General features: G+C 61.1%; 21 protein-coding genes and 2 tRNA genes. 10 read left to right on the top strand and 13 right to left on the bottom strand.

Annotation, left to right across the window (positions count from 1 at the left end; all coding sequences use genetic code 11):
• Together ACK4OE_RS20220 and ACK4OE_RS20225 are read left to right on the top strand one after the other, a co-directional pair.
• Positions 1–1,274, top strand: a 1,274-nt coding sequence (locus tag ACK4OE_RS20220; protein WP_409887449.1) for an NAD+ synthase, incomplete at its 5' end; no start/stop codon positions are given.
• 55 nt (positions 1,275–1,329) lie between these two features.
• Positions 1,330–1,668: a P-II family nitrogen regulator gene (locus tag ACK4OE_RS20225; protein ID WP_409887451.1), complete on the top strand. Its 339-nt coding sequence runs from the start codon at positions 1,330–1,332 to the stop codon at positions 1,666–1,668.
• Positions 1,669–1,782: 114 nt separating this feature from the next.
• On the opposite strand, the gene ACK4OE_RS20230 is transcribed toward ACK4OE_RS20225, so the two are convergent.
• Genes ACK4OE_RS20230 through ACK4OE_RS20255 form a run of 6 tightly spaced genes read right to left on the bottom strand, consistent with a single transcriptional unit; the run spans position 1,783 to position 5,348 of the window.
• Entirely contained in the window at positions 1,783–2,376 is a 594-nt protein-coding gene (locus ACK4OE_RS20230; RefSeq protein WP_409887453.1) for a TIGR00730 family Rossman fold protein, read from the bottom strand.
• Positions 2,369–2,779 (bottom strand): diacylglycerol kinase, encoded by a 411-nt coding sequence (locus tag ACK4OE_RS20235; protein WP_409887455.1) that lies wholly within the window; start codon positions 2,777–2,779, stop codon positions 2,369–2,371. The genes ACK4OE_RS20230 and ACK4OE_RS20235 overlap by 8 nt, the downstream gene beginning before the upstream one ends.
• 51 nt (positions 2,780–2,830) lie before the next feature.
• The gene (locus ACK4OE_RS20240; RefSeq protein WP_409887457.1) at positions 2,831–3,382 is read right to left on the bottom strand and encodes an RDD family protein; all 552 of its coding nucleotides are present in this window, start codon (positions 3,380–3,382) and stop codon (positions 2,831–2,833) included.
• A 39-nt stretch (positions 3,383–3,421) separates the two neighbouring features.
• Positions 3,422–4,312, bottom strand: coding sequence for a DUF3106 domain-containing protein (locus ACK4OE_RS20245; RefSeq protein WP_409887459.1), 891 nt, complete (start codon positions 4,310–4,312; stop codon positions 3,422–3,424).
• 20 nt (positions 4,313–4,332) lie between these two features.
• Positions 4,333–4,782, bottom strand: a complete 450-nt coding sequence (locus ACK4OE_RS20250; protein ID WP_409887461.1) for a DUF3619 family protein — start codon at positions 4,780–4,782, stop codon at positions 4,333–4,335.
• Entirely contained in the window at positions 4,779–5,348 is a 570-nt protein-coding gene (locus ACK4OE_RS20255) for an RNA polymerase sigma factor (protein WP_008905351.1), read from the bottom strand. The genes ACK4OE_RS20250 and ACK4OE_RS20255 overlap by 4 nt, the downstream gene beginning before the upstream one ends.
• A 292-nt stretch (positions 5,349–5,640) precedes the next feature.
• Between ACK4OE_RS20255 and ACK4OE_RS20260 the strand changes: the two genes are divergently transcribed.
• The 6 genes from ACK4OE_RS20260 (at position 5,641) to pbpG (ending at position 13,248) form a co-directional block, all read left to right on the top strand.
• A complete protein-coding gene (locus ACK4OE_RS20260; protein WP_409887463.1) occupies positions 5,641–7,437 on the top strand; it encodes an acetolactate synthase 3 catalytic subunit in 1,797 nt (598 codons plus the stop codon).
• A gap of 142 nt (positions 7,438–7,579) precedes the next feature.
• Entirely contained in the window at positions 7,580–8,071 is a 492-nt protein-coding gene (ilvN, locus tag ACK4OE_RS20265; RefSeq protein WP_409887466.1) for an acetolactate synthase small subunit, read from the top strand.
• Between the two features lie 161 nt (positions 8,072–8,232).
• Entirely contained in the window at positions 8,233–9,249 is a 1,017-nt protein-coding gene (gene ilvC, locus ACK4OE_RS20270) for a ketol-acid reductoisomerase (protein ID WP_409887468.1), read from the top strand.
• Between the two features lie 193 nt (positions 9,250–9,442).
• Positions 9,443–10,276 (top strand): CDP-diacylglycerol--serine O-phosphatidyltransferase, encoded by an 834-nt coding sequence (gene pssA / locus ACK4OE_RS20275; RefSeq protein ID WP_409887470.1) that lies wholly within the window; start codon positions 9,443–9,445, stop codon positions 10,274–10,276.
• Positions 10,277–10,501: 225 nt separating this feature from the next.
• A complete protein-coding gene (locus tag ACK4OE_RS20280; RefSeq protein ID WP_409887472.1) occupies positions 10,502–12,040 on the top strand; it encodes a 2-isopropylmalate synthase in 1,539 nt (512 codons plus the stop codon).
• A gap of 116 nt (positions 12,041–12,156) precedes the next feature.
• Entirely contained in the window at positions 12,157–13,248 is a 1,092-nt protein-coding gene (pbpG, locus tag ACK4OE_RS20285; protein ID WP_409887473.1) for a D-alanyl-D-alanine endopeptidase, read from the top strand.
• A gap of 76 nt (positions 13,249–13,324) precedes the next feature.
• Here pbpG and ACK4OE_RS20290 read toward each other — a convergent pair whose 3' ends face one another.
• The 5 genes from ACK4OE_RS20290 to ACK4OE_RS20310 all read right to left on the bottom strand — a co-directional run bounded on the left by ACK4OE_RS20290 (position 13,325) and on the right by ACK4OE_RS20310 (position 16,055).
• The gene (locus ACK4OE_RS20290; protein ID WP_409887475.1) at positions 13,325–14,155 is read right to left on the bottom strand and encodes an IclR family transcriptional regulator; all 831 of its coding nucleotides are present in this window, start codon (positions 14,153–14,155) and stop codon (positions 13,325–13,327) included.
• 66 nt (positions 14,156–14,221) lie between these two features.
• Positions 14,222–14,980, bottom strand: coding sequence for an arginyltransferase (locus ACK4OE_RS20295; RefSeq protein ID WP_409887477.1), 759 nt, complete (start codon positions 14,978–14,980; stop codon positions 14,222–14,224).
• Positions 14,977–15,732 carry a leucyl/phenylalanyl-tRNA--protein transferase gene (gene aat / locus ACK4OE_RS20300; RefSeq protein WP_409887479.1) on the bottom strand — a complete coding sequence of 252 codons (756 nt, stop codon included), beginning with the start codon at positions 15,730–15,732 and terminating at the stop codon, positions 14,977–14,979. The genes ACK4OE_RS20295 and aat overlap by 4 nt, the downstream gene beginning before the upstream one ends.
• A gap of 108 nt (positions 15,733–15,840) precedes the next feature.
• A tRNA-Asn gene (locus tag ACK4OE_RS20305) sits at positions 15,841–15,916 on the bottom strand.
• A 63-nt stretch (positions 15,917–15,979) separates the two neighbouring features.
• Positions 15,980–16,055: transfer RNA gene (locus ACK4OE_RS20310), tRNA-Asn, on the bottom strand.
• A gap of 198 nt (positions 16,056–16,253) precedes the next feature.
• On the opposite strand from ACK4OE_RS20310, the gene def reads away from it, so the two are divergent.
• A complete protein-coding gene (gene def / locus ACK4OE_RS20315) occupies positions 16,254–16,793 on the top strand; it encodes a peptide deformylase (RefSeq protein WP_409887481.1) in 540 nt (179 codons plus the stop codon).
• 142 nt (positions 16,794–16,935) lie between these two features.
• On the opposite strand, the gene ACK4OE_RS20320 is transcribed toward def, so the two are convergent.
• Positions 16,936–19,527, bottom strand: a complete 2,592-nt coding sequence (locus ACK4OE_RS20320; RefSeq protein ID WP_409887483.1) for a [protein-PII] uridylyltransferase — start codon at positions 19,525–19,527, stop codon at positions 16,936–16,938.
• Between the two features lie 114 nt (positions 19,528–19,641).
• Positions 19,642–20,457, bottom strand: coding sequence for a type I methionyl aminopeptidase (gene map / locus ACK4OE_RS20325; RefSeq protein ID WP_409887485.1), 816 nt, complete (start codon positions 20,455–20,457; stop codon positions 19,642–19,644).
• 150 nt (positions 20,458–20,607) lie between these two features.
• On the opposite strand from map, the gene purL reads away from it, so the two are divergent.
• Positions 20,608–22,519, top strand: a 1,912-nt coding sequence (purL, locus tag ACK4OE_RS20330) for a phosphoribosylformylglycinamidine synthase (protein ID WP_409887487.1), incomplete at its 3' end; no start/stop codon positions are given.

Genomic DNA, 22,519 nt, shown 5'->3' on the forward strand with positions numbered 1-22,519 from the left:
ACGAGCGCCGCTACTTTGTGGCGGGCGACAAGCCTTGCATCTTCGAGGTGGAAGGCGTGCGCGTGGGGGTGCTGGTGTGCGAAGACGCGTGGTTTGCCACCCCTGCACGCGATGCCGCAGCGGCGGGGGCACAAATGCTGGCGGTGATCAATGCATCGCCTTTCCACCTGGGCAAGAGCGCCGAGCGCGAAGCCACCATGCGCGAGCGGGTGGCCGAGACGGGTTTGCCGCTGGTGTACGCGCACCTGGTCGGCGGGCAGGACGAGGTGGTGTTTGAAGGCCGCTCGTTCGCGCTCAATACCGATGGCTCGGTGGCCTGCCGGGGGCCGGGTTTTGAAGAAAAACTGGTTTTTGCGCAGGTCCACCAAGCGCAATCCGCTATCAAAATTGAAGCAGACGTAGCCCCAGAGAAAAGCCTGGAGGCCGACCTGTGGGATGCCTTGGTGCTGGGCGTGCGCGACTATGTGGGCAAGAATGGCTTTCCGGGCGCGCTGCTCGGGCTGTCGGGCGGCATCGATTCGGCCCTTGTGCTGGCGATTGCCGTGGATGCACTGGGGGCCGACAAGGTGCGCACGGTGATGATGCCGTCGCCCTACACGGCTGACATCAGCTGGATCGACGCCCGCGACATGGCCGAGCGCCTGGGCGTGCGCTACGACGAGATCTCCATCAAGCCGCAGTTCGAGGCCTTCAAGGCCGCACTGGCCAGCGATTTTGCAGGGCTGGCCGAAGACACGACCGAAGAGAACCTGCAGGCGCGCATCCGGGGCACGCTGCTGATGGCGCTGTCCAACAAGTTCGGCTCCATCGTGCTTACCACGGGCAACAAGAGCGAGATGTCCACGGGCTACTGCACGCTGTACGGTGATATGGCAGGGGGCTTCGCCGTGATCAAGGACGTGGCCAAGACCCGCGTGTTCGACCTGGCCCGCTGGCGCAACGCCAACGATCCGTATGGCACGGGCGCCAGTCCGATTCCAGAGCGCATCATCACGCGCCCCCCCAGCGCCGAGCTGCGGCCTGACCAGAAAGACCAGGACAGCCTGCCGCCCTACGAGGTGCTGGACGCCATCGTGGCGCGCTACATGGAGAACGACGAGCCCATCGAGTCCATCATTGCCAGCGGTTTTGCGCGCGCCGACGTGGAGCGCGTGACGCGCCTGATCAAGCTCAATGAATACAAGCGCCGCCAGGCACCGGTAGGGATTCGTGTCACGCGCCGAAGCTTTGGCAAGGACTGGCGTTACCCTATCACCAGCAAATTCAGGGCGTAACGCTTCGGCGCATCGTCCTCAATACCCGTTTTTTACATCCTCCAGGAGACCCGCCATGAAAATGATCACTGCCGTCATCAAGCCTTTCAAGCTCGAAGAAGTCCGCGAAGCCCTGGCCGAATGTGGCGTGACCGGCCTCACCGTGACCGAGGTGAAGGGTTTTGGCCGTCAGAAGGGCCACACCGAGTTGTACCGTGGCGCCGAGTACGTGGTGGATTTTTTGCCCAAGGTGAAGGTCGAGGTGGTCGTGCGAACCGAAGACGTGGACCGCTGCGTTGACGCCATCGTGAACGTGGCGCGCACCGGCAAAATTGGTGACGGAAAGATTTTTGTGACTGCGGTGGAGCGTACGGTGCGCATTCGCACGGGGGATTTGGACGACGCAGCGGTGTAAGCTCCCCCTGAGTCGCTTCGCGCCTTCCCCCGGAGAGGGGGACGCCACCGGTGGCCTGGCAAAGCCAGTTCCACGGTGGCGCTGGCCTTGCGCTGCGCCAGTTTTTGACGGCTGTCAGATCACCGAGCGCAGCGGGACGGGCGCTTGGTCGGGGCCGGAGTCTTGCACCAGCGTGCGCAGCAAGGCCTCGGCGTCGGTGGATGCGTGCAGCAGGCCCATCTGCCATTCGCCCATGAAGCCGCTGGCCACGCTGGTCTGCAGAAAGCCCAAAAGGCCGTCGTAGTAGCCGGCCACGTTGAGCAGGCCCAGGGGCTTGTCGTGGTAACCCAGCTGGCGCCACGTCCACACTTCAAACAATTCCTCGAACGTGCCAATGCCTCCGGGCAAGGCCAAAAATGCGTCGCTGCGTTCAGCCATCATGGCCTTGCGCTCGTGCATGGTCTGCACGATGTGCAACTCGTCGCATTGGCGGTTGGCCAGTTCCTTGTCGACCAGGGCCTGGGGAATCACGCCCACCACGCGTCCACCTGCAAGGCGTGTGGCCTCAGCCACCGTGCCCATCAGGCCGCTGCGGCCGCCGCCGTACACCAGTTGGCCCCCGTGGGATCCAATCCATTGGCCCACAGCTTTGGCGGCCTGGGCGAAGGCGGCGTCCTCACCGGGGCGGGAACCGCAGTACACACATACAGAAAAAGCCGGTTCAGCCATGGAAAATCCTCTGAAAAATTGCCGCGGCCCAGGTACCCATGCACAACAGCAGCGCCAGCAGCACGGCAGCGCTGCCCATGTCCTTGGCGCGCTTGGACAGGTCATGCCACTCAGGGCCTATGCGGTCAATGGCGGTTTCGATGCCGGTGTTGAGCAGTTCCACAATCATCACGATGACCACCGTGCCCGCCAGCAGGACCACCTCTACCCAGCTTTGCCCCAGCCACAGCGACGCTGGCAGCAGCACCATGGCGGCAATAGCCTCCTGGCGAAAAGCTTTCTCGTTCCAGCCTGCGCGCAGGCCCTCTATCGAATACCCCGCCGCATGCCAGACGCGGTTCAGTCCAGAACGGGCCTTTTGAGGGTTGACGGGCGGTGTGGGTTCGGTGGGCGATGGGGACATGGATTCGTCGTCTTGCACGCGCGTGGCTGTGGCGCTGCGCGCGGACCGGGCCTATTTTTTTGGAAGCTCAAAATGCACCAGGCGGGTGCCCGCCAGTGCGTCGTGCCAGAACTGCCGTTCGGGATGAAACCGGCTAAAGATGGCCCAGATCGCTACCCAGCCAAACGTCAGCACCAGCACTTCTACGGCACCCACACCAAACGAATAGGCGGCGAGCGGGGGGATGAACCAGACCCAGCTGAGTACATACCGCAGCAGCGCGCGCGCCTGTGTAATAGGTTGGCCGGCTTTGTCCACCACACGGATGTGCCAGGTTTTTTGTGCCAGGGTTTGCCCCTTGGCCCAGAACCAGGTGAAGTAAATGCCGAACACCACAAACAAGAAGGCCTGAAGTGCATGGCGGTTGTCCATGGCATTGCGAGTCTGGCTGAGGGTGCCAAAGAGGTATCCGGCGATGAAGACCACGCCGAACATCAACATGCCTTCATACAGCCAGCATGCCATGCGCCGCCACAGGTTGGGTGTTGTGGTGCCCAGGGCATGGGGTGATGCGTCAGAAGTGCTGTCGACTTGCGGCGTGCGGGCGGGAGGAGAGGCGGGCATTCCGTAAAAAACCGCGCAGGGCGGTGTCAGGCTGAAAAACTACTGAGGATACAGGCCTGATGTGTCCGGCGTCACGGGTAAGGTGCTCGCCGATGGCGCAGTGTCGGACGAACTGGCAGCCAGCGGAGGCAGCGCGGACGGCACCGCCACTGGAACGGAGACAGGCGCAGTCTCCACCACCGTGGATTCGCTGTGCGCAGGAGGTGATCCTGCATTGGAAGTGGCAGCGGGCGTTACCGGTGCGGCCACCCGAGGCGATTGGTCAATGACCGGTGGAATCTTGGGGGCGTTCGGACGGTTCGGATTGGCCTGCGTCGCCGCTGGAACCTGCGCCAGCTTCTTGGGTGACACGGGGCGCAGTGCGGTCGCTGCACCCTTGGGTTTTGGGGCTGCCTTGGCTGCCAAGGCCTGTTTTTCTTCGTCAGACAGTGCCTGGTAGGCCTCCCACTGAGCGCGTTTATCGTCGCGCGCTAACTTATTGGTCACCGCGTAGTTCAGCCGAGCCTGGTTGCGTTGCTGCCCGCTCAGGCTGGCCCAGTCCGTCATCCGGTCATGAAACTTGTCCCGCTCTTCGGGCGGCAGTGCAGAAAAGTTAGTGGCCAGAGAGAGCCAGCGGCGCTTTTGCGCCTCGCTGATCAGTGCCCAGCGTTCCGCCAGCGGGTACAGGGCCAGTTTCTGCGGGGTCGTCAGCGTTTCCCAGCCGGGTCCAGACTGGATCATGGGCACGAATGTCGAGCCGTTTGAGACCACAGGCCGCACGTTGTTGGGCGCAGCGATGGCGGCCTCTGCGCCTATTGGCAACAAAGTGCCCGGGGCCATGCGCATCTGCATCCATACCTGTCCGCCCACCACCGCAAGCGCGCCCAGAAGCGCCAAGGCCAGCACGAAGGCTGGCAGGGCGAGGGGGGTGTGGGAAGGGCGTGGGTGCATGCAGTCCGGGTTCAGTCTGGTCAGTTCGACTGTGCGGAAGTCTTTAGAAATTGTACGAAACCTGGGTCTGCATAGGCGGCTGGCGGCAGATCATCCGTCAGCAAGGCGGCGTCGACCTCCGCCAGATCGTTGGCGCTGTCCTCGTCCTGCGCGATATTGATCACCACCAAACCCACCACCAGAGCCATCAGCGGAACTGCGGAAACGAGGGTGCTCCACCAGCCGCCGCCTTCACCACCACGCCCCAGGGTGGCGCTGCCACCGCCGTTGACGATGACCGGAGCCGCGATGCGCGCGGGTACAGTCACCTTTTTGCGCTTGGCCAGGGCCTGCATGCGCGACGCGCGAAGCCGCTCCGAGATGTCATAAGGCAAGTCGTCTGCACCGCCTGACAACCGCGTTGCGACGCGCAGCGCAAAGCGCTCTGCTGCGGCTTCTGCTTGTGCTGATGGGGTCTGTACAGTGTTCATGGCTCGATTCCTTTGGCCTTCAGTGCCTTGCTGAGGGTTTGTATGGCGCGAAAACAGTGGGTTTTGACGCTGCCCTCGGAGCAGCCCATGGCGGCTGCCGTTTCTGCTACATCCATTTCTTCCCAGTAACGCATGAGGAACGCTTCCCGTTGACGTGGGGGTAACTCGGCGATCTCGGCTTCGATCCCGTGAAAGATCTGCGCCCGGCGGGTCAGGTCCTCGGCGCTTTCTGCTCGTTCCCCGTTCTCTGGCCCCGAGTAGGCTTCCAGCAGATCAAAATCCATGCCATCTTCGCCGGGTCCTTCAAAGTCGCTCATGCTCGAAAACAGTGCATTGCGGGTTTTTTGGCGGCGAAACCAGTCCAGCGTACAGTTGGACAGGATGCGCTGGTACAGCATGGGTAGCTCGTTGGCTGGCTTGTCACCGTAGTGCTCTGCCAGCTTGAGCATGCTGTCTTGAACAATGTCGAGCGCTGCTTCCTCGTTGCGAACGTGATAGACCGAGCGCTTGAATGCGCGCTTTTCTACACTTTTGAGGAAGTCGGAGAGTTCTTGTTCGGTTGCCAAGACGGGTCAGTCCGGGAAGGGTCGGCGCCGAGAGGCATCAAAGATGTCGCTATCTGGCGCGCTAGAGCCGCGGATTATCGCATCTGGCCATGAATTTTTTGGCGTTCGTTGGTTTTGGTTGTGTTGCAGTGCGATAATCTCCGCTGCAATTCAAAAGGCAAACGGGTCACGGTCCGGCGGGCAATCATCCCGCTCATGTCCTTGGCCTCAAGTTCCAAGCTGGCTTCACAAGAGCGCGTGCGAGGAGCACCCAAGGTTTTTCGTCAGAGAAATTCACAAAGGTTGATTGATCATGGAAATCTCCAAAGCTGAACTCAGTTCGGCTGCCGCTGCTGCGCAGGGCAACAACACTTCCCCCGCTTCTAATGCTCAGGATCTTATGGGGTCCGAGATCCTCATCAAGTCGCTCCAGGCTGAAAACGTTCAGTACATCTGGGGTTACCCTGGCGGCGCCGTTTTGTACATCTACGACGCGCTGTACAAGCAGGACACCATTCAGCACGTGCTGGTACGCCACGAACAGGCGGCTGTGCATGCTGCTGATGGCTATGCCCGTGCCACTGGTGAAGTCGGCGTCGCTCTCGTCACGTCTGGTCCTGGCCTCACCAACGCTGTTACTGGTATCGCGACCGCGTACATGGACAGCATTCCGATGGTGATCATCTCCGGCCAGGTGCCCACGCACGCTATCGGGCTGGATGCCTTCCAGGAATGCGACACCGTCGGTATCACCCGCCCCATCGTCAAGCACAACTTCCTCGTCAAGGACCCGCGCGACCTGGCCATGACAATGAAGAAGGCCTTCCATATTGCTCGCACTGGCCGCCCCGGGCCTGTGGTAGTGGATGTGCCCAAGGACGTTTCGTTCAAGAAGGTGCCCTACACCGGCTATCCACAGAGCGTGGAAATGCGTTCTTACAACCCCGTGCGCAAGGGCCATGGTGGCCAGATTCGCAAGGCGCTGCAACTGCTGCTGACTGCCAAGCGCCCCTACATTTACACGGGCGGAGGCGTTCTCCTGGGCAACGCCACCAATGAACTTCGTACGTTGGTGGATATGCTGGGCTACCCCGTCACCAACACGCTGATGGGCTTGGGCGCTTACCCCGCGTCCGACCGTAAGTTCCTGGGCATGCTGGGCATGCACGGCACCATCGAAGCCAACAACGCGATGCAAAACTGCGACGTGCTGCTGGCTGTGGGCGCACGCTTTGACGACCGCGTGATCGGTAACCCCAAGCATTTCGCGCAGAACGACCGCAAGATCATCCACGTAGACATCGACCCGTCCTCCATCTCCAAGCGCGTGAAGGTCGATATTCCGATCGTCGGCGATGTGAAGGATGTGATCACCGAGCTGATCTCCATGATCCGCGAAAGCAGCACACGCCCCGACGCAGGCGCACTGGCGGCCTGGTGGGACACCATCGAAGGCTGGCGCAAGCGTGATTGCCTGAAGTACAGCATGGGCAGCAGCGACGTGATCAAGCCGCAGTACGTGGTGGAGACACTGTGGAACATGACCAAGGACGCGGACACCTATATTACGTCCGACGTGGGTCAGCACCAGATGTGGGCCGCGCAGTACTACCGCTTTGACGAGCCACGCCGTTGGATCAATTCCGGTGGCCTAGGCACCATGGGTGTGGGCATTCCCTACGCCATGGGTATCAAGCTGGCCAAGCCGGACTCGGAAGTGTTCTGCATCACCGGCGAAGGCTCGGTGCAGATGAACATTCAAGAGCTGTCCACCTGCCTGCAGTACAACACGCCGATCAAAATCTGCTCGTTGAACAACCGATACCTCGGCATGGTGCGCCAGTGGCAGGAGATCGAGTACTCTGGACGCTACAGCCACAGCTACATGGATGCGCTGCCCAATTTCGTGAAGCTGGCAGAAGCCTACGGCCACGTGGGCATGCTGATCGAGCACCCCAAGGATGTGGAGCCTGCGCTGCGCGAAGCCCGCAAACTCAAGGACCGCACGGTGTTCATGGACTTCCGCACCGATCCCACCGAGAACGTGTTCCCGATGGTGCAGGCCGGCAAGGGCATTACCGAAATGTTGCTGGGGTCGGAAGATCTTTAAGCAAAATCGGCCTCCAACGCTTATTCAATAAGCGCTAATAGCTATCAAATAGATAGCAATCATTTTTTGACGAATCTATTGCCTGCCAAGCCCGTGCATTACCGTGCACGGGGGAGGGCAGCGAAAAGAGGAATCTGCACCTATGAAACACATCATTGCTGTCTTGCTGGAAAACGAACCCGGTGCGCTCTCGCGTGTCGTGGGCCTGTTTTCTGCCCGTGGTTACAACATTGAATCGCTCACTGTAGCGCCCACCGAGGATCCATCGCTGTCGCGCATGACGATCCAGACCACGGGCTCCGAGGACGTGATCGAGCAGATCACCAAGCACCTGAACCGCCTCATCGAGGTCGTGAAGGTGGTGGACCTTACCGAGGGCGCCTACACCGAGCGCGAGCTCATGATGGTGAAGGTGCGCGCGGTGGGCAAGGAGCGCGAGGAAATGAAGCGCATGGCCGACATCTTCCGTGGCCGCATCATCGACGTGACCGACAAGAGCTACACCATCGAGCTGACCGGCGACCAGTCGAAAAACGACGCGTTCCTGCAGGCCATTGATCGCACGGCCATTCTCGAAACTGTCCGCACTGGTGCCAGCGGCATCGGCCGCGGCGAGCGCATTCTGCGCGTGTGACGGATTGGCCTTCGACCGGCTAGCGTCGTTGGGGAGCCTTGCCGTGCTACAGCACTGTCTGCGGCTCCCCGCCTAGCCATCTGGCCGAATCCCAATGCGATATAAGACAATCGACTGTTTATTTTTCAAACCCCAACAACGTATTTCAACCGGAGCTACCCATGAAAGTTTTCTACGACAAAGACACCGACCTGAGCCTGATCAAGGGTAAGACCGTGGCCATCATCGGCTACGGCTCACAGGGCCATGCCCACGCACAGAACCTGAACGACAGTGGCGTGAAGGTGGTGGTTGGCCTGCGCAAGGGTGGTGCATCGTGGGACAAGGTTGGCAAGGCCGGCCTGAACGTTCTGGAAGTGAACGACGCGGTCAAGGCTGCAGACGTGGTCATGATCCTGCTGCCCGATGAAGACATTGCAGCCGTTTACAAGAACAACGTTGAACCCAACATCAAGCAAGGCGCTTCGCTGGCTTTTGCCCACGGCTTCAATGTGCACTACAACCAGGTCGTGCCCCGCGCTGACCTCGATGTGTGGATGGTGGCCCCCAAGGCCCCTGGCCACACCGTGCGTAACACCTACACCCAAGGCGGCGGCGTGCCCCATCTGGTGGCCGTGCACCAAGACAAGTCCGGCAAGGCCCGTGACCTGGCCCTGAGCTACGCTGCAGCCAACGGCGGCGGCAAGGCAGGCATCATTGAGACCAACTTCAAGGAAGAAACCGAGACTGACCTGTTCGGCGAACAGGCCGTGCTGTGCGGCGGTGCTGTCGAGCTGATCAAGATGGGATACGAAACCCTGGTGGAAGCGGGCTACGCCCCTGAAATGGCCTACTTCGAATGCCTGCACGAGCTCAAGCTCATCGTGGACCTGATCTACGAAGGCGGCATCGCCAACATGAACTACTCGATCTCGAACAACGCCGAATACGGCGAGTACGTGACCGGTCCTGAGGTCATCAACGAGCAATCGCGCGCCGCCATGCGCAATGCCTTGAAGCGCATCCAGAACGGCGAATACGCCAAGATGTTCATCCAGGAAGGCCGCCTGAACTACCCATCGATGACGGCCCGCCGCCGCAATACGGCCGACCACAGCATCGAAGTGGTGGGCAGTCAACTGCGCGCCATGATGCCTTGGATTGCCAAGAACAAGCTGGTCGACCAGACCCGCAACTGATGCTTGGTTCCTGAGCCACTCAAAGGCCACTTCGGTGGCCTTTTTCATTGGCGTGGCGAGTTGTTTGCAAGCGCTACACTGCGGCCTTCGCCTTGGATGCGAGCGACGGCTTGCTGGCCCACTGGGTGGTTCTCAAATACTATAAATTTAATAGCTGCTTGCGCTTTGCAGGCAAGCGCTGGAGGTCTTTTTGATGCACGACGACAATGAATCCACCGAAGTCGCCGAGGTCATGGTGCGCAAGCGGCGCAAGGGCATCTACATCCTGCCCAATCTGTTCACGCTGGCGGCGCTGTTCGGGGGGTTCTATTCCATCGTGATGGCCATGAATGGCCGCTTTGATCTGGCGGCTGTGGGTGTGTTCTGCGCGATGGTGCTCGACAGCCTGGACGGCCGTGTGGCGCGCATGACCAATACCCAGAGCGCGTTTGGCGAGCAGATGGATTCGCTGTCGGACATGGTGTCTTTTGGCGCCGCACCTGCCCTGATTGCTTATGAATGGTCGCTCCGTGGCTTGGGGCGCTGGGGCTGGATTGCGGCTTTTGTCTATTGCGCCTGCGCTGCGCTGCGTCTTGCGCGTTTCAACGTCAATACCGGGGTGGTCGACAAGCGCTATTTCCAGGGTTTGCCGTCACCTGCAGCTGCAGCGCTGGTCGCCGGTTTCATCTGGCTCATGACGGAGTTGGGCGTGCGACGAGGGGAGGACCTGTGGCTGACGTGGAACCAGATCACCTGGATCATGTTTGCGTTCACACTGTATTCAGGTCTCACCATGGTGACGAATGTGCCGTTCTACAGCTTCAAGGACGTGCAGATGAAAAAGAGCGTGCCCTTTGTGGTCATCGTGCTCATTGCCTTGGGCATTGCCATCATCAACATCCACCCACCCATCGTGCTCTTTGGCGTGTTCGTCTTGTATGGTGTCAGCGGCTACGGCGTATACGCCTGGCGCAAGGCCAAAGGCCAGCACAGCAGCGTGATCAGCACATCGACCGATGAGCCGGACGAGCGCGGGCTTCACAAGTGACCGTGCTGGCTTCAAGCCACTTGTGCTACATTGCACCGCATGAATACGTTTGCTCTGGCACTACTGCTACCTCCCCACGGGCGGAGACAGTAGGCGCACGCGCACACTTTTTCACAAAGGCCCGTATGCACCCGCAACGGGCCTTTTGTTTTGGGCGCCATATTTTCAGTGTTGCGGGTGAACCCCACTCCCTCCCTCAACTTCATTAGACCCAGGAGAAACGACATGGCTGACAAACTGATCATTTTCGATACCACCTTGCGCGACGGCGAGCAGTCTCCTGGCGCATCCATGACCCGGGACGAAAAGCTGCGCATTGCGCGCCAGCTGGAGCGCCTGAAGGTGGATGTGATCGAGGCTGGTTTTGCCGCCAGCTCCAATGGGGACTTTGAAGCGGTGCAGGCCATCGCCAATGCGATTCGGGAATCCACCATCTGCTCGCTCTCCCGCGCAAATGACCGGGATATTGCGCGCGCTGCAGAGGCCCTCAAGGGCGCGGCCAGTGCCCGCATTCATACCTTCATTGCCACGTCGGCCCTGCACATGGAGAAGAAACTCCGCATGACGCCGGACCAGGTGCTGGAGCAGGCCAAGCAGTCGGTGCGCTTCGCGCGCAACCTGGTAGGCGACATCGAGTTCAGCCCTGAAGACGGCTACCGCAGCGACCCAGACTTTTTGTGCCGCGTGCTGGAGGCGGTCATCGACGAGGGAGCGACCACCATCAACGTGCCTGACACTGTGGGCTACGCCATCCCCGAGCTGTATGGCAACTTCATCAAGACGTTGCGCGAGCGCATCCCCAACAGCGACAAGGCCATCTGGTCGGTGCACTGTCACAACGACCTGGGCATGGCAGTGGCCAACTCGCTCGCCGGAGTCAAGATCGGCGGCGCGCGCCAGGTCGAGTGCACCATCAACGGCCTGGGTGAGCGCGCAGGCAATTGCTCTCTCGAAGAGGTGGTGATGGCTGTCAAGACGCGCCGTGACTATTTCAATCTGGATCTGAGCATCGATACCCAGCACATCGTGGCAGCCAGTCGCATGGTCAGTCAGACCACCGGCTTTGTGGTGCAGCCCAACAAGGCTGTTGTGGGTGCCAATGCTTTTGCCCATGCCAGCGGTATTCACCAGGACGGCGTGCTGAAAGCCCGTGACACTTATGAAATCATGCGCGCCGAAGATGTGGGCTGGAGCGCAAATAAAATCGTGCTGGGCAAGCTCAGCGGTCGCAATGCGTTCAAGCAGCGTCTGCAAGAACTGGGTGTGAGCCTGGAGAGCGAAACCGAAGTCAACACCGCCTTCACACGGTTCAAAGAGCTGGCTGACCGCAAGAGCGAGATCTTTGACGAGGACATCCTCGCGCTGGTAAGCGACGAGAGCGTGACCAGTGAAAAGGAACAATACGGTTTCGTATCGCTTTTTCAACAAAGCGAAACCGGCGAGCAACCCCGCGCGCGCATTGTGTTCACCATTGACGGGCAGGAGGTGCGCAGCGAGTCCGATGGCAATGGACCTGTCGACGCATCGCTCAAGGCCATTGAGTCGCATGTGAAGAGCGGAGCGGAAATGGTGCTTTATTCCGTCAACGCCATCAGCGGCTCTACCGAGAGCCAGGGCGAGGTGACGGTGCGTTTGCAAAACAGCGGCCGCGTGGTCAATGGCGTGGGCGCAGATCCAGACATCGTCGTCGCATCTGCCAAGGCCTACCTCAGTGCGCTGAACAAGTTACAAAGTAAAGCTGATCGGGTGGCGGCACAAGGCTGAGTGTTGATTTTATAATTTCATTCACTTTCTGGGAAAGTCGCGCAAGTTATTGATCTTGCGCGACTTTTTTTGATTCTGTACACTGCACAACACTTTTTACCGTTTGGAGCACTTTGATGCACCATGCCCACCGCACCGCAGTGAGTCGATTTTTCAAGCTTTTGGGCGTCTTTTGCGTGAGCGCGGCGCTGGTCGCACCCGTTGCCCATGCGAGTGAGCGAAAAAAAGCAGCAGCTAAAAAAGAGCAGGTCAGCTCTGCAAAGTCCAAACGTGCTGTGGCTCCCCGTAAGTCGGTCGCCAGCACCAAGCCGGTACGCATCACCGCCAAAATGGCGAAGGCACCCACCCGTGTTGCTTACGTTCCTTCCAGGCCCTCGTTCGGGCAAATGGCCGGGCTGCATGACATCACGGACCCGCTGGATCTGAAATCAAGCGTGGCCTTGGTGATTGATCAGGACACCCATGAGGTGCTCCTCAGTAAGAACGACCATGCCGTGTTGCCGATCGCTTCGCTCACCAAGTTGATGACCGGCATGATCATCTCGCAGGCCAGCTTGCCGATGGATGAACCCATCACCATTACCCAGGATGATGTGGACACTGAGAAAGGCAGCCGTTCACGGCTGACGGTGGGAACCACGCTCACACGCGGCGAAATGCTGCATCTGGCGCTGATGTCCAGTGAGAATCGCGCGGCCCACGCCTTGGGTCGTACGTACCCTGGTGGTTTGGCTGTTTTCGTAACGCAGATGAACACGAAGGCGCGCCTGTTGGGCATGACCGATACCCGCTACGTGGAGCCCACTGGGCTGTCCAGCCGCAACCAGTCCAGCGCCCGCGACCTAGCGACGCTGGTGAATGTTGCGCACGGAGACCCCTTGCTGCGTGAGTTGTCCACGTCGCCTGGCTACGAAGTCGCTGTGGGTCAAAAGACGCTGCAGTACAACAACACCAATGGCCTTGTGAAGAACCCGTCCTGGGAAATAGGTCTGCAGAAAACGGGCTACATTTCTGAGGCGGGACGTTGCCTGGTCATGCAGACGCAGGTGGCAGGGCGCAAGATCATCATGGTCTTCCTGGACTCTGCAGGTAAATTCAGTCGCCTGGGTGATGCCGAGCGTGTGCGCCAGTGGGTCGAGACCTTGCCAGCACTGCCCTTGCTGCCTGCAACGCCGCTGCAGGCAGTTCGGTCCAACAACGGCTTATAGACAATTATTGGTGCTGATGAAGCTCCTCTTCGTGATGTGGGTCACGGAGAGGTTGGGACCCTTTCCTTGCTCTCGATTAGCGCACCAAGCTTCGCGCCGTACTCGTTGTCAGGTCGCTGGGAGTTTCTGTAGTGGCGACATAGCCCAGGGCAACAGATATTTCACTGGCCGTGGCCTGTAATTTGGAAAGCCAACCTTCATCCAGCCGGTCTGCGGGGGCAGAAATGGACAGACCCGCTACCAGCTTGCCTTGATCGTCATACACGCCTGCCGCCATGCAGCGCACGCCAAGTTCTAGCTCTTCGTTGTCGCGGGCAATGCCATATTGCCTTGCTTTGGCCAGTTCCCGCTCAAGGATGGGCAGCTGGGTGATGCTGTTGCGGGTCTGGCCGGACAGGCCTGTGCGTGTCGCGTACGCGCGCACGCGTTGAGGATCGTCCAGCGCCAGAAACAGTTTGCCGGTCGACGTAAGGTGCAGCGGGGCACGCCCGCCGATGGCGCGGACCACCTGCATGCCGGAGCGCTCGCTGTAAGCACGCTCAACATACACAATTTCATCGCCCTGGCGCATGCTCAGGTTGACTGGCTGCTGGATCAGCTTGTGCAGATTGCGCATGGGTGTCAGCGCTGCATCGCGCACGCTCAGGCGTGCTTTGACGAGGTTGCCCAGTTCCAGCAGCCGCATTCCCAGTCGGTAGCTGCCGGATTCAGGGCGGTCCACAAAGCGCCCGATGGTCAAATCGTTCAGGATGCGGTGGGTGGTGGAAGGGTGCAGGCCCGTCTTTTCGCTGATCTCCTTGAGGGAGATCGCCTCTTCGCGGGACGCCAGAACATCAATCAGCGTAAACATGCGTTCAAGCACTTGAACGCTGGGTTTCACAGGGATGCTGGGGTCGATTTTTTTCATGAGCGGCTGTAGTGCAAGAGCCGCTGCATCTTACCTTGTGAAATGCCACCCCGCCTTGCGGCGATTTCAGTCGCTCGGGGGTGGCGCTGCGCTCACGCGTTGCCATTGGCCGCTGGTACGGATTTCATGGGGATGAAAACGCGCCTTGTAATTCATCTTGGGGCTGGCTTCTATCCAGTACCCCAGGTACACGTGAGGCAGACCCAGCGATTTGGCCTGCGCAATCTGCCACATCACGTTGTAAGTGCCGTAACTGCAGTGGGGCTCGGGTTCATAAAAGGTGTAGACCGCAGAGAGGCCATCATCCAGCACATCCAGGATGGACACCATCTTCAAAGTACCCGGCTCGCCTGATTCATTGATTTCGCGGAACTCCACCAGCCGGGAGTTCACGCGGCTTTGCAGCAAAAACTGGGTGTACTGATCGATGCTGTCATGGTCCATGCCGCCGCCCGCATGGCGACCGTTCTGGTAGCGCAGGTACAACTGGTAGTGTTCAGGCACAAAACACAGACGCAGCACCCGTGCGTACAGGTTGCCATGTTGCACCGTCGAGCGTCTTTGGCTGCGGCCAGGTTTGAACTCGTTGACCAGCACACGCAGGGGTGTGCAGGCCTGACAGCCGTCGCAGTACGGCCGGTAGGTGAACATCCCGCTGCGACGAAACCCCTTGGCGACCAAGTCTGAATAGATGTCGCTTTGGATGAGATGGCTGGGCGTGGCGACCTGCGACCGGGCCTGCCTGTCCGGCAGGTAACTGCAGGGGTAGGGGGCTGTCGCGTAAAACTGCAGGGTCTGCAGGGGAAGGTCGTTGAGTTGCGTCATGCCTTGGGCGATGTGGATGGCAGCAGCTCATTCCAGTATACGGGCTCAAACGTCCACAGTGGTGCGGGCTGTTTGCGGGCGCGGTCTACCTCGGTCAGGAACTGCGCGCGCGATATTTCGCGCCCGCCCAGCGAGGCGAGGTGCTGCGTGTTCTGCTGACAGTCGATGATCTGAATGCCGTGGCGACGGCACAGACACACCAGTGCCGACAGGGCAATTTTGGAGGCATCGGTGGCATGCGCAAACATCGATTCGCCATACACAGCGCGACCGAGCGCCACGCAGTACAAACCACCCACCAGCTTGCCGTTGATCCACGTTTCAATGCTATGGGCATAGCCCGCCCGGTGAAGCGCTTCATAGGCGTCAACCATCTCGGGCACGATCCATGTGCCTGCTTGGCCATCGCGCTCCTTGTTGGCGCAGGCGGTGATGACGTCTCTAAAAGCGCTGTCTACGCGGATCTCGCAATCGGCATGGTTGCGAAAGGCCTGTAGCGTCTTGCGCAAGGACCGGTGCAGGCGAAACTCCGACACCGGCAGCACCATGCGCGGATCAGGTGCCCACCACAAAATCGGTTGGCCGGGGCCGTACCATGGGAAGGTGCCTTGGGCGTAGGCGGCGCACAGGGTGGACACGCTGAGTGCTCCTCCTGCGGCGAGCAGACCTGGCGCTGGGTCGTGGAGCCCCCAGGCATCGCTGGGGTGGGGTAGTGGGTCTTCGGGCTCCAGCCAGGGCAATTGCGGGGGCATCGGGTGGTGGGTCAAAGAGCGCTATTGTCCCGCATGCCCTCGGTGACGCTGGGCCCCGGACGACCTGCAACAAAAAAGCCCTGCACCGGTGGGTGCAGGGCTTTCGTTTGGCTCCTCGACCTGGGCTCGAACCAGGGACCTACGGATTAACAGTCCGGCGCTCTACCGACTGAGCTATCGAGGAATGATCGGTAATTTACTGTCTAACTAAAAGGCCCCGCTTACACATGCAGGGCCTGCAAATTCTTGGCTCCTCGACCTGGGCTCGAACCAGGGACCTACGGATTAACAGTCCGGCGCTCTACCGACTGAGCTATCGAGGAACAAGACCACGATTATATACACAAAAAGTGAGCGTTTCGTGGAGAAGCAGGGGGCGCTTGTATGTGGCGCGTGCGCGCCCGCGTTGCGGCCTTGCGCGCTGTATGCTGCTCGGGCCATGCAAGCTGGCTCAAAAGCTCGCTGGTCCATTCAGCCATTCAAGCGCTTGACCTCTCTCGCTCCTGCATTTTCAACACTCCATGACCATCCACACCATTCTCAAGATGGGAGACCCGCGCCTGTTGCGGGTGGCCCAGCCGGTGACAGCCTTTGACACCGACGAGTTGCACCTGCTGGTGCGGGACATGTTTGACACCATGCGGTCGGTCAACGGGGCGGGGCTGGCGGCGCCGCAGATTGGTGTGGATCTGCAGCTGGTGATTTTTGGGTCGGGCGAGCTCAATCCACGCTACCCTGACCGACCGATGGTCCCGCCCACGGTCTTGCTCAACCCTGTGATCACGCCGCTGGGATCGCAAGAAGAAGAGGACTGGGAGGGCTGCCTGTCGGTGCCCGGGTTGCGTGGCAAAGTGCCGCGCTGGTTGCGCATTCGGTACACAGGGGTTGACCCATACGGCGACCCGATTGATCGCACCGTGGATGGGTTCCATGCCCGCGTGGTTCAGCACGAGTGTGATCACCTCATCGGCAAGCTCTACCCGATGCGGGTGCGCGACTTCACGCAGTTCGGCTTTACCGAGGTGCTGTTTCCGGACATCAGCGCCACCGAAGACGATTGAAGCGCGCAGCCATTGCCGGATTGACGGCTTTTGGGTTTCTCCCAAAGATTGGCTAGAAATATGAATGAAATATGCCTCCAGCGCTTGATGGATAAGCGCTAGTAGCTATCAATATGGAAGCATAATTCGGAATGGTAGACGGCTAAGCTGACAGCTCGCGCAGCAACTCCGTCTCGATCTGGATCTGGCGCGCGTTGTTCTGCAGCTCGGGGCCTTGCACCAAAAAGGTGTCTTCCACCCGCTCGCCCAATGTGCTGACCTTGGCCAGTTGCACGCTCAGATGGTGCTGTGCAAGCACGCGGGCTACCAGATAGAGCAGGCCCGCGCGGTCGCTGGCGGAGATGGCCAGCAGCCAGCGCTGGGCTTTTTCATCTGGACGCAGGGTCACGCGCGGGGCGACCGGAAAGCTCTTGACCCGGCGCGACACCCGTTTGCGCGCGGGCTCGGGCAAGGGGCCGCCTTCTTCGATCACGCGCACCAGATCGCTCTCCACCATGTGGGTCAGCTCGCGGTAATGGCCGGCCTGGTCAGCGGCCACGATCTGAAAAGTGTCCAGCGCATGCCGGTTGTTCGCGGTGTGCACCCGCGCATCCAGAATGCTGAAGCCCGCGCGGTCAAAGTAGCCGCAGATGCGGGCAAACAGGTCTTCCTGGTCTGGCGCATACACCATCACCTGCAAGCCGTCACCGGCCAACGACTGGCGTGCTCGCACTACAGGGCGCGGAGCGCCCACATGACGCGACAGATGGCGCGTGTGCCAGGCAATGTCCGCTGCCTCATGGCGCATGAAATAGCTCACATCCAGCGTGGCCCACAGGGCCTTGTGCGCTTCAAACGGCAGGGCGCTCAGGGCCAGCAGCACCAGTGCTTCGCGCTTGCGCGCCTCGATCTCTGCGGCGGCATCAGGAGCGCGTCCGCCCAGCGTGCGCAGCGTGGCGCGGTACAGGTCTTCCAGCAGCTTGCCCTTCCAGGCGTTCCACACCTTGGGGCTGGTGCCGCGGATATCGGCCACCGTTAGCAGGTACAGGGCTGTGAGATAGCGCTCGTTGCCCACGCGGCGGGCAAACGCTGCAATCACATCCGGGTCACTCAGATCTTCCTTCTGGGCGATGCGGCTCATGCACAGGTGTTCGCTGACCAGGAACTCGATGAGTTTGGCGTCTTCGCGGTCCACGCCATGCTGGCGGCAAAAGCGGCGCACTTCCACGGCACCGATCTGCGAATGGTCGCCGCCGCGGCCCTTTCCGATGTCGTGGAAAAGCGCGGCGATGTACAGGATGAATGGCTTGTCCCAGCCACCTGCCAGCTGCGAGCAGAACGGGTATTCATGGGCATGCTCGGCCATGAAGAAGCGACGCACATTGCGCAGCACCATCAGGATGTGCTGGTCCACCGTGTACACGTGGAACAGGTCGTGCTGCATCTGCCCCACGATGCCGCGGAATACCCACAGATAGCGCCCCAGCACCGAGGTCTGGTTCATCAGCCGCATGGCATGGGTGATGCCGGCGGGCTGCATGAGAATGCGCATGAACGCATCGCGGTTGACCGGATCGCGCCGGAAGGCGCTGTCCATCACGCCACGCGCGTTGTACAGCGCGCGCAGTGTGCGGGCCGATAGGTCTTTGAGGCCCACCGTGGTCTGGTAGAGCAAAAACGTTTCGAGGATGGCGTGCGGGTCGCGCGCATACAGGTCGTCGCTCGCCACCTCGATGAGCCCGGCCTTTTCAAAAAACCGCTCGTTGATGGGGCGCGGCTCGTGGGTGGACGGGTTTAGCCGCTCCTCGATGTTGAGCAGCAGGATCTGGCTGAGCTGCGAGACCGCCTTGGCCGCCCAGTAGTAGCGGCGCATCAGGCTTTCGCTGGCCCGCATGGGCAGGCGTGACCCGTCCGGCGCTTGCGAGCGGTAGCCGAACGATTCGGCCACGGCGGTCTGTAGGTCAAACACCAGCCGGTCTTCATGCCTACCCGCTGCTGCGTGCAGGCGCGCACGGATCAGGCATAAAAGGGCTTCATTGCGCTCGATCTGGCGCACCTCGAACGCGGTGGCCATGCCACTTGCCGCCAGCTCTTTCCAGTTGCGGCCCAGCCCCGCCGCCTGGGACACCCACAGAATCATCTGCAGGTCGCGCAGCCCGCCGGGAGATTCCTTGCAGTTGGGCTCTAGCGAGTAGGGCGTGTTTTCGTACTTGTTGTGCCGCTGGCGCATCTCCAGCGTCTTGGCCACCAGAAACGCCTGCGGGCTAATCTGCTTGCGGTACTGGCGCTGAAACTCCGCAAACAATTCGGCGTTGCCGCAGACCAGGCGGGATTCGAGCAGCGATGTTTGCACGGTGACATCGCCCGCGCTCTCGGCCAAGCACTCAGCCACGGTGCGCACGCTCGATCCAATCTCCAGCCCGGCGTCCCAGCAGCTGCCGATAAAACTTTCGAGCTGCGAGCGCAGCGCGCTTCCAGCTTCGGGCGCCGTGCCATCGGGCAGCAGTATCAGCACATCTACATCGGAGTGGGGGAACAGCTGATCGCGCCCAAACCCGCCCACCGCCACCAGCGCCAGGTTGTCCGGCAGTTCGGCGCGCTGCCACAGTGTTTGCAGCAGCTGGCCAGCCAAGGTGGAGATCTTGCGCAGCAGCACGCGGATGCCGCGTGTGGACGCCCCAGTGGCCTGCATGGCGGCAAGGAGTGCGGCTTTGTCGCTGCGGTAGGCGTCCCGCAGGGCATGGATTTCAGTCATGGTCGGAATGTGCTCAGTTGGGGGCCATGAAAATGCCATGCAAGAGTTGTGCGAACCGTGGCGCCGTCACCCCGGTGCGGCTGGCAGGGGCAGGGTGAGGACTTGCGGTTTTGCTCAGGTGGCGGTTGCCGTCACAAACGCTGGCAGAGGCGGCGAGCCTGCGGACAGCGTCATCACCTCGTACCCCGTCTCGGTAACCAGCACCGTGTGCTCCCACTGTGCCGACAGGCTGTGGTCCTTGGTCACGATGGTCCAGCCGTCGTTGCCAAAGTCCTTTACCTCGCGGCGGCCAGCATTGATCATGGGCTCGATGGTGAACACCATGCCGGGCACCAGTTCTTCCAGCGTACCGGGGCGACCGTAGTGCAGCACCTGGGGTTCTTCATGGAATTTTTTGCCAATGCCGTGTCCGCAGAACTCGCGCACGATGGAAAAGCCCTGGCCTTCGGCAAACTTCTGGATCGCGTGGCCGATGTCGCCCAGATGGGCGCCGGGCTTGACTTGCACGATGCCGTGCCACATGGCCTCAAACGTCAGTGCCGACAGGCGCTTGGCTGCGATCGAGCACTCGCCGATCAGGAACATGCGGCTGTTGTCGCCGTACCAGCCATCCTTGGTGATCACGGTCACGTCCACATTGACGATGTCGCCCTTCTTGAGCGGCTTGTCATTGGGGATGCCGTGGCACACCACATGGTTGACCGAGGTGCACAGGGATGCAGGGTAGGGCGGGTACCCCGGGGGCTGGTAGCCCACCGTGGCCGAGATGGTACCCTGCTGGGCCATGCATTCGGCACCCAGACGGTCGATTTCTTTCGTCGTGATACCGGGCTTGATGTGGGGAGTGATGTAGTCCAGCACTTCGGAGGCGAGGCGGCAGGCCAGGCGCATGCCCTCAATGTCTTCAGCGCTTTTGATGGTGATGCTCATGCCGCAATTATCCCATCGCCCCCGCGCGGCCGCCGGGGGCGGTGGTACGCCCGTTAAAATGCCGGGCTGTCCACCCGCTCAGGCCCAACGGCCTGGGCTTTGGGTCGGCGCCTCTACCGTACCCCTCACACCCCCCAACAGGCCGCTACCGTGACCCTGCACATGACCACGCTGGCGGGCGGCAACGCCCTCAGCTCCTTTCGCGCCCAGCAACTCCAACCCGCCCTGGAGGCCATTCACCCCAAGATCACTGGCATTGCAGCGCGTTTCGTGCACCTGGTGGCCACCGATGCGACGCCAACTGCGGCAGAACAAGAGCGCCTGGCCGCGCTGCTGACCTACGGCGACCCGTACGCAGGCCCTGAAGATGGCGCCGTGCTCATCGTCACGCCGCGGCTGGGCACGCTGTCGCCCTGGGCCTCCAAGGCCACCGACATTGCGCGCAACTGTGGCATTGCCATCCGCCGGGTGGAGCGCATTACCGAATACCGCATCAGCCTCAAATCCGGTCTGCTGGGCAAAGCCCCCGAGCTGACGGCTGAGCAGCTTGCCCAAGTGGCCGCCCTGCTGCACGACCGCATGACCGAATCGGTGGTGGCCGACCGCAGTGCCGCAGCTGCCCTGTTCACCGAACTGCAGCCCGCGCCCATGGAGCATGTGGACGTACTGGCAGGTGGACGTGCTGCCCTGGAAGCCGCCAACACCCGCTTTGGTCTGGCGCTGGCCGACGATGAAATCGACTACCTTGTGACCGCCTTCACGGGCCTTGCGCGTAACCCCACCGATGTGGAGCTGATGATGTTCGCGCAGGCCAACAGCGAACACTGCCGCCACAAAATCTTCAACGCCGAGTTCACCATCGACGGCGTGGCGCAGGACAAGAGCCTGTTTGGCATGATCCGCAACACGCACCATCTGGCGCCCCAGCACACCGTGATCGCGTATTCGGACAACGCCTCGGTCATGGAAGGCCATGAGGTGGAGCGATTTGTAGCCAAAATGGCATCTAGCGCTTATCCATCAAGCGCTAATAGCTATCAAAAGAGTAGTGCTACCCAGCATGTGCTGATGAAGGTGGAAACGCACAACCACCCCACGGCCATCTCCCCGTTCCCCGGCGCATCGACCGGTGCGGGCGGCGAGATCCGCGACGAGGGTGCCACGGGCCGGGGCTCCAAGCCCAAGGCGGGTTTGACCGGCTTTACCGTGGGCAAGCTGTGGGGCAGCACCGTGGGCAAGCCCGAGCACATTGCCAGCCCGCTGCAAATCATGGTCGAAGGGCCTCTTGGCGGCGCGGCGTTCAATAACGAATTCGGCCGCCCCAACCTGAACGGGTACTTCCGCGAGTACGAGCAGAACGTGGGCGGCGTGCAGCGCGGCTACCACAAGCCCATCATGATTGCGGGCGGCGTGGGCGTGATCGATGCTGAGCTGACGAAGAAGATCGAGTTCCCCGCCGGTTCACTGCTGATCCAGCTGGGCGGCCCCGGCATGCGCATCGGTATGGGCGGCAGCGCCGCCAGCTCCATGGCCACCGGCACCAACGCGGCCGAGCTGGACTTTGACTCGGTACAGCGCGGCAACCCCGAGATCGAGCGCCGCGCGCAAGAGGTCATCAACCACTGCTGGGCGCAGGGCGCGGCCAACCCCATCCTCGCCATCCACGACGTGGGCGCAGGCGGCCTCTCGAACGCCTTTCCCGAGCTGACCAATGACGCGGGCCGGGGTGCACGCTTTGATCTGCGTGCCGTGCAGCTCGAAGAGTCCGGCATGAGCCCGAAAGAAATCTGGAGCAACGAATCGCAAGAGCGCTATGTGCTGGCCATTGCGCCCGAATCGCTGCCCCTGTTCCAGGCTTTCTGCGAGCGCGAGCGCTGCCCGTTTGCCGTGATCGGCACCGCCACCGAAGAGCGCCAGCTGGTGCTGCACGACCCTGCTGCTACGGCCGACGACCAGAAGCTGCCCGTGGACATGCCCATGAACGTGCTGTTGGGCAAGCCGCCCAAGATGCACCGTGACGTGAAGACCGTGGTGCGTGAATTCGCGCCCATGGACCTGACCG

This window comes from Acidovorax sp. (assembly GCF_046314175.1).
GTDB lineage: Bacteria > Pseudomonadota > Gammaproteobacteria > Burkholderiales > Burkholderiaceae_C > Acidovorax.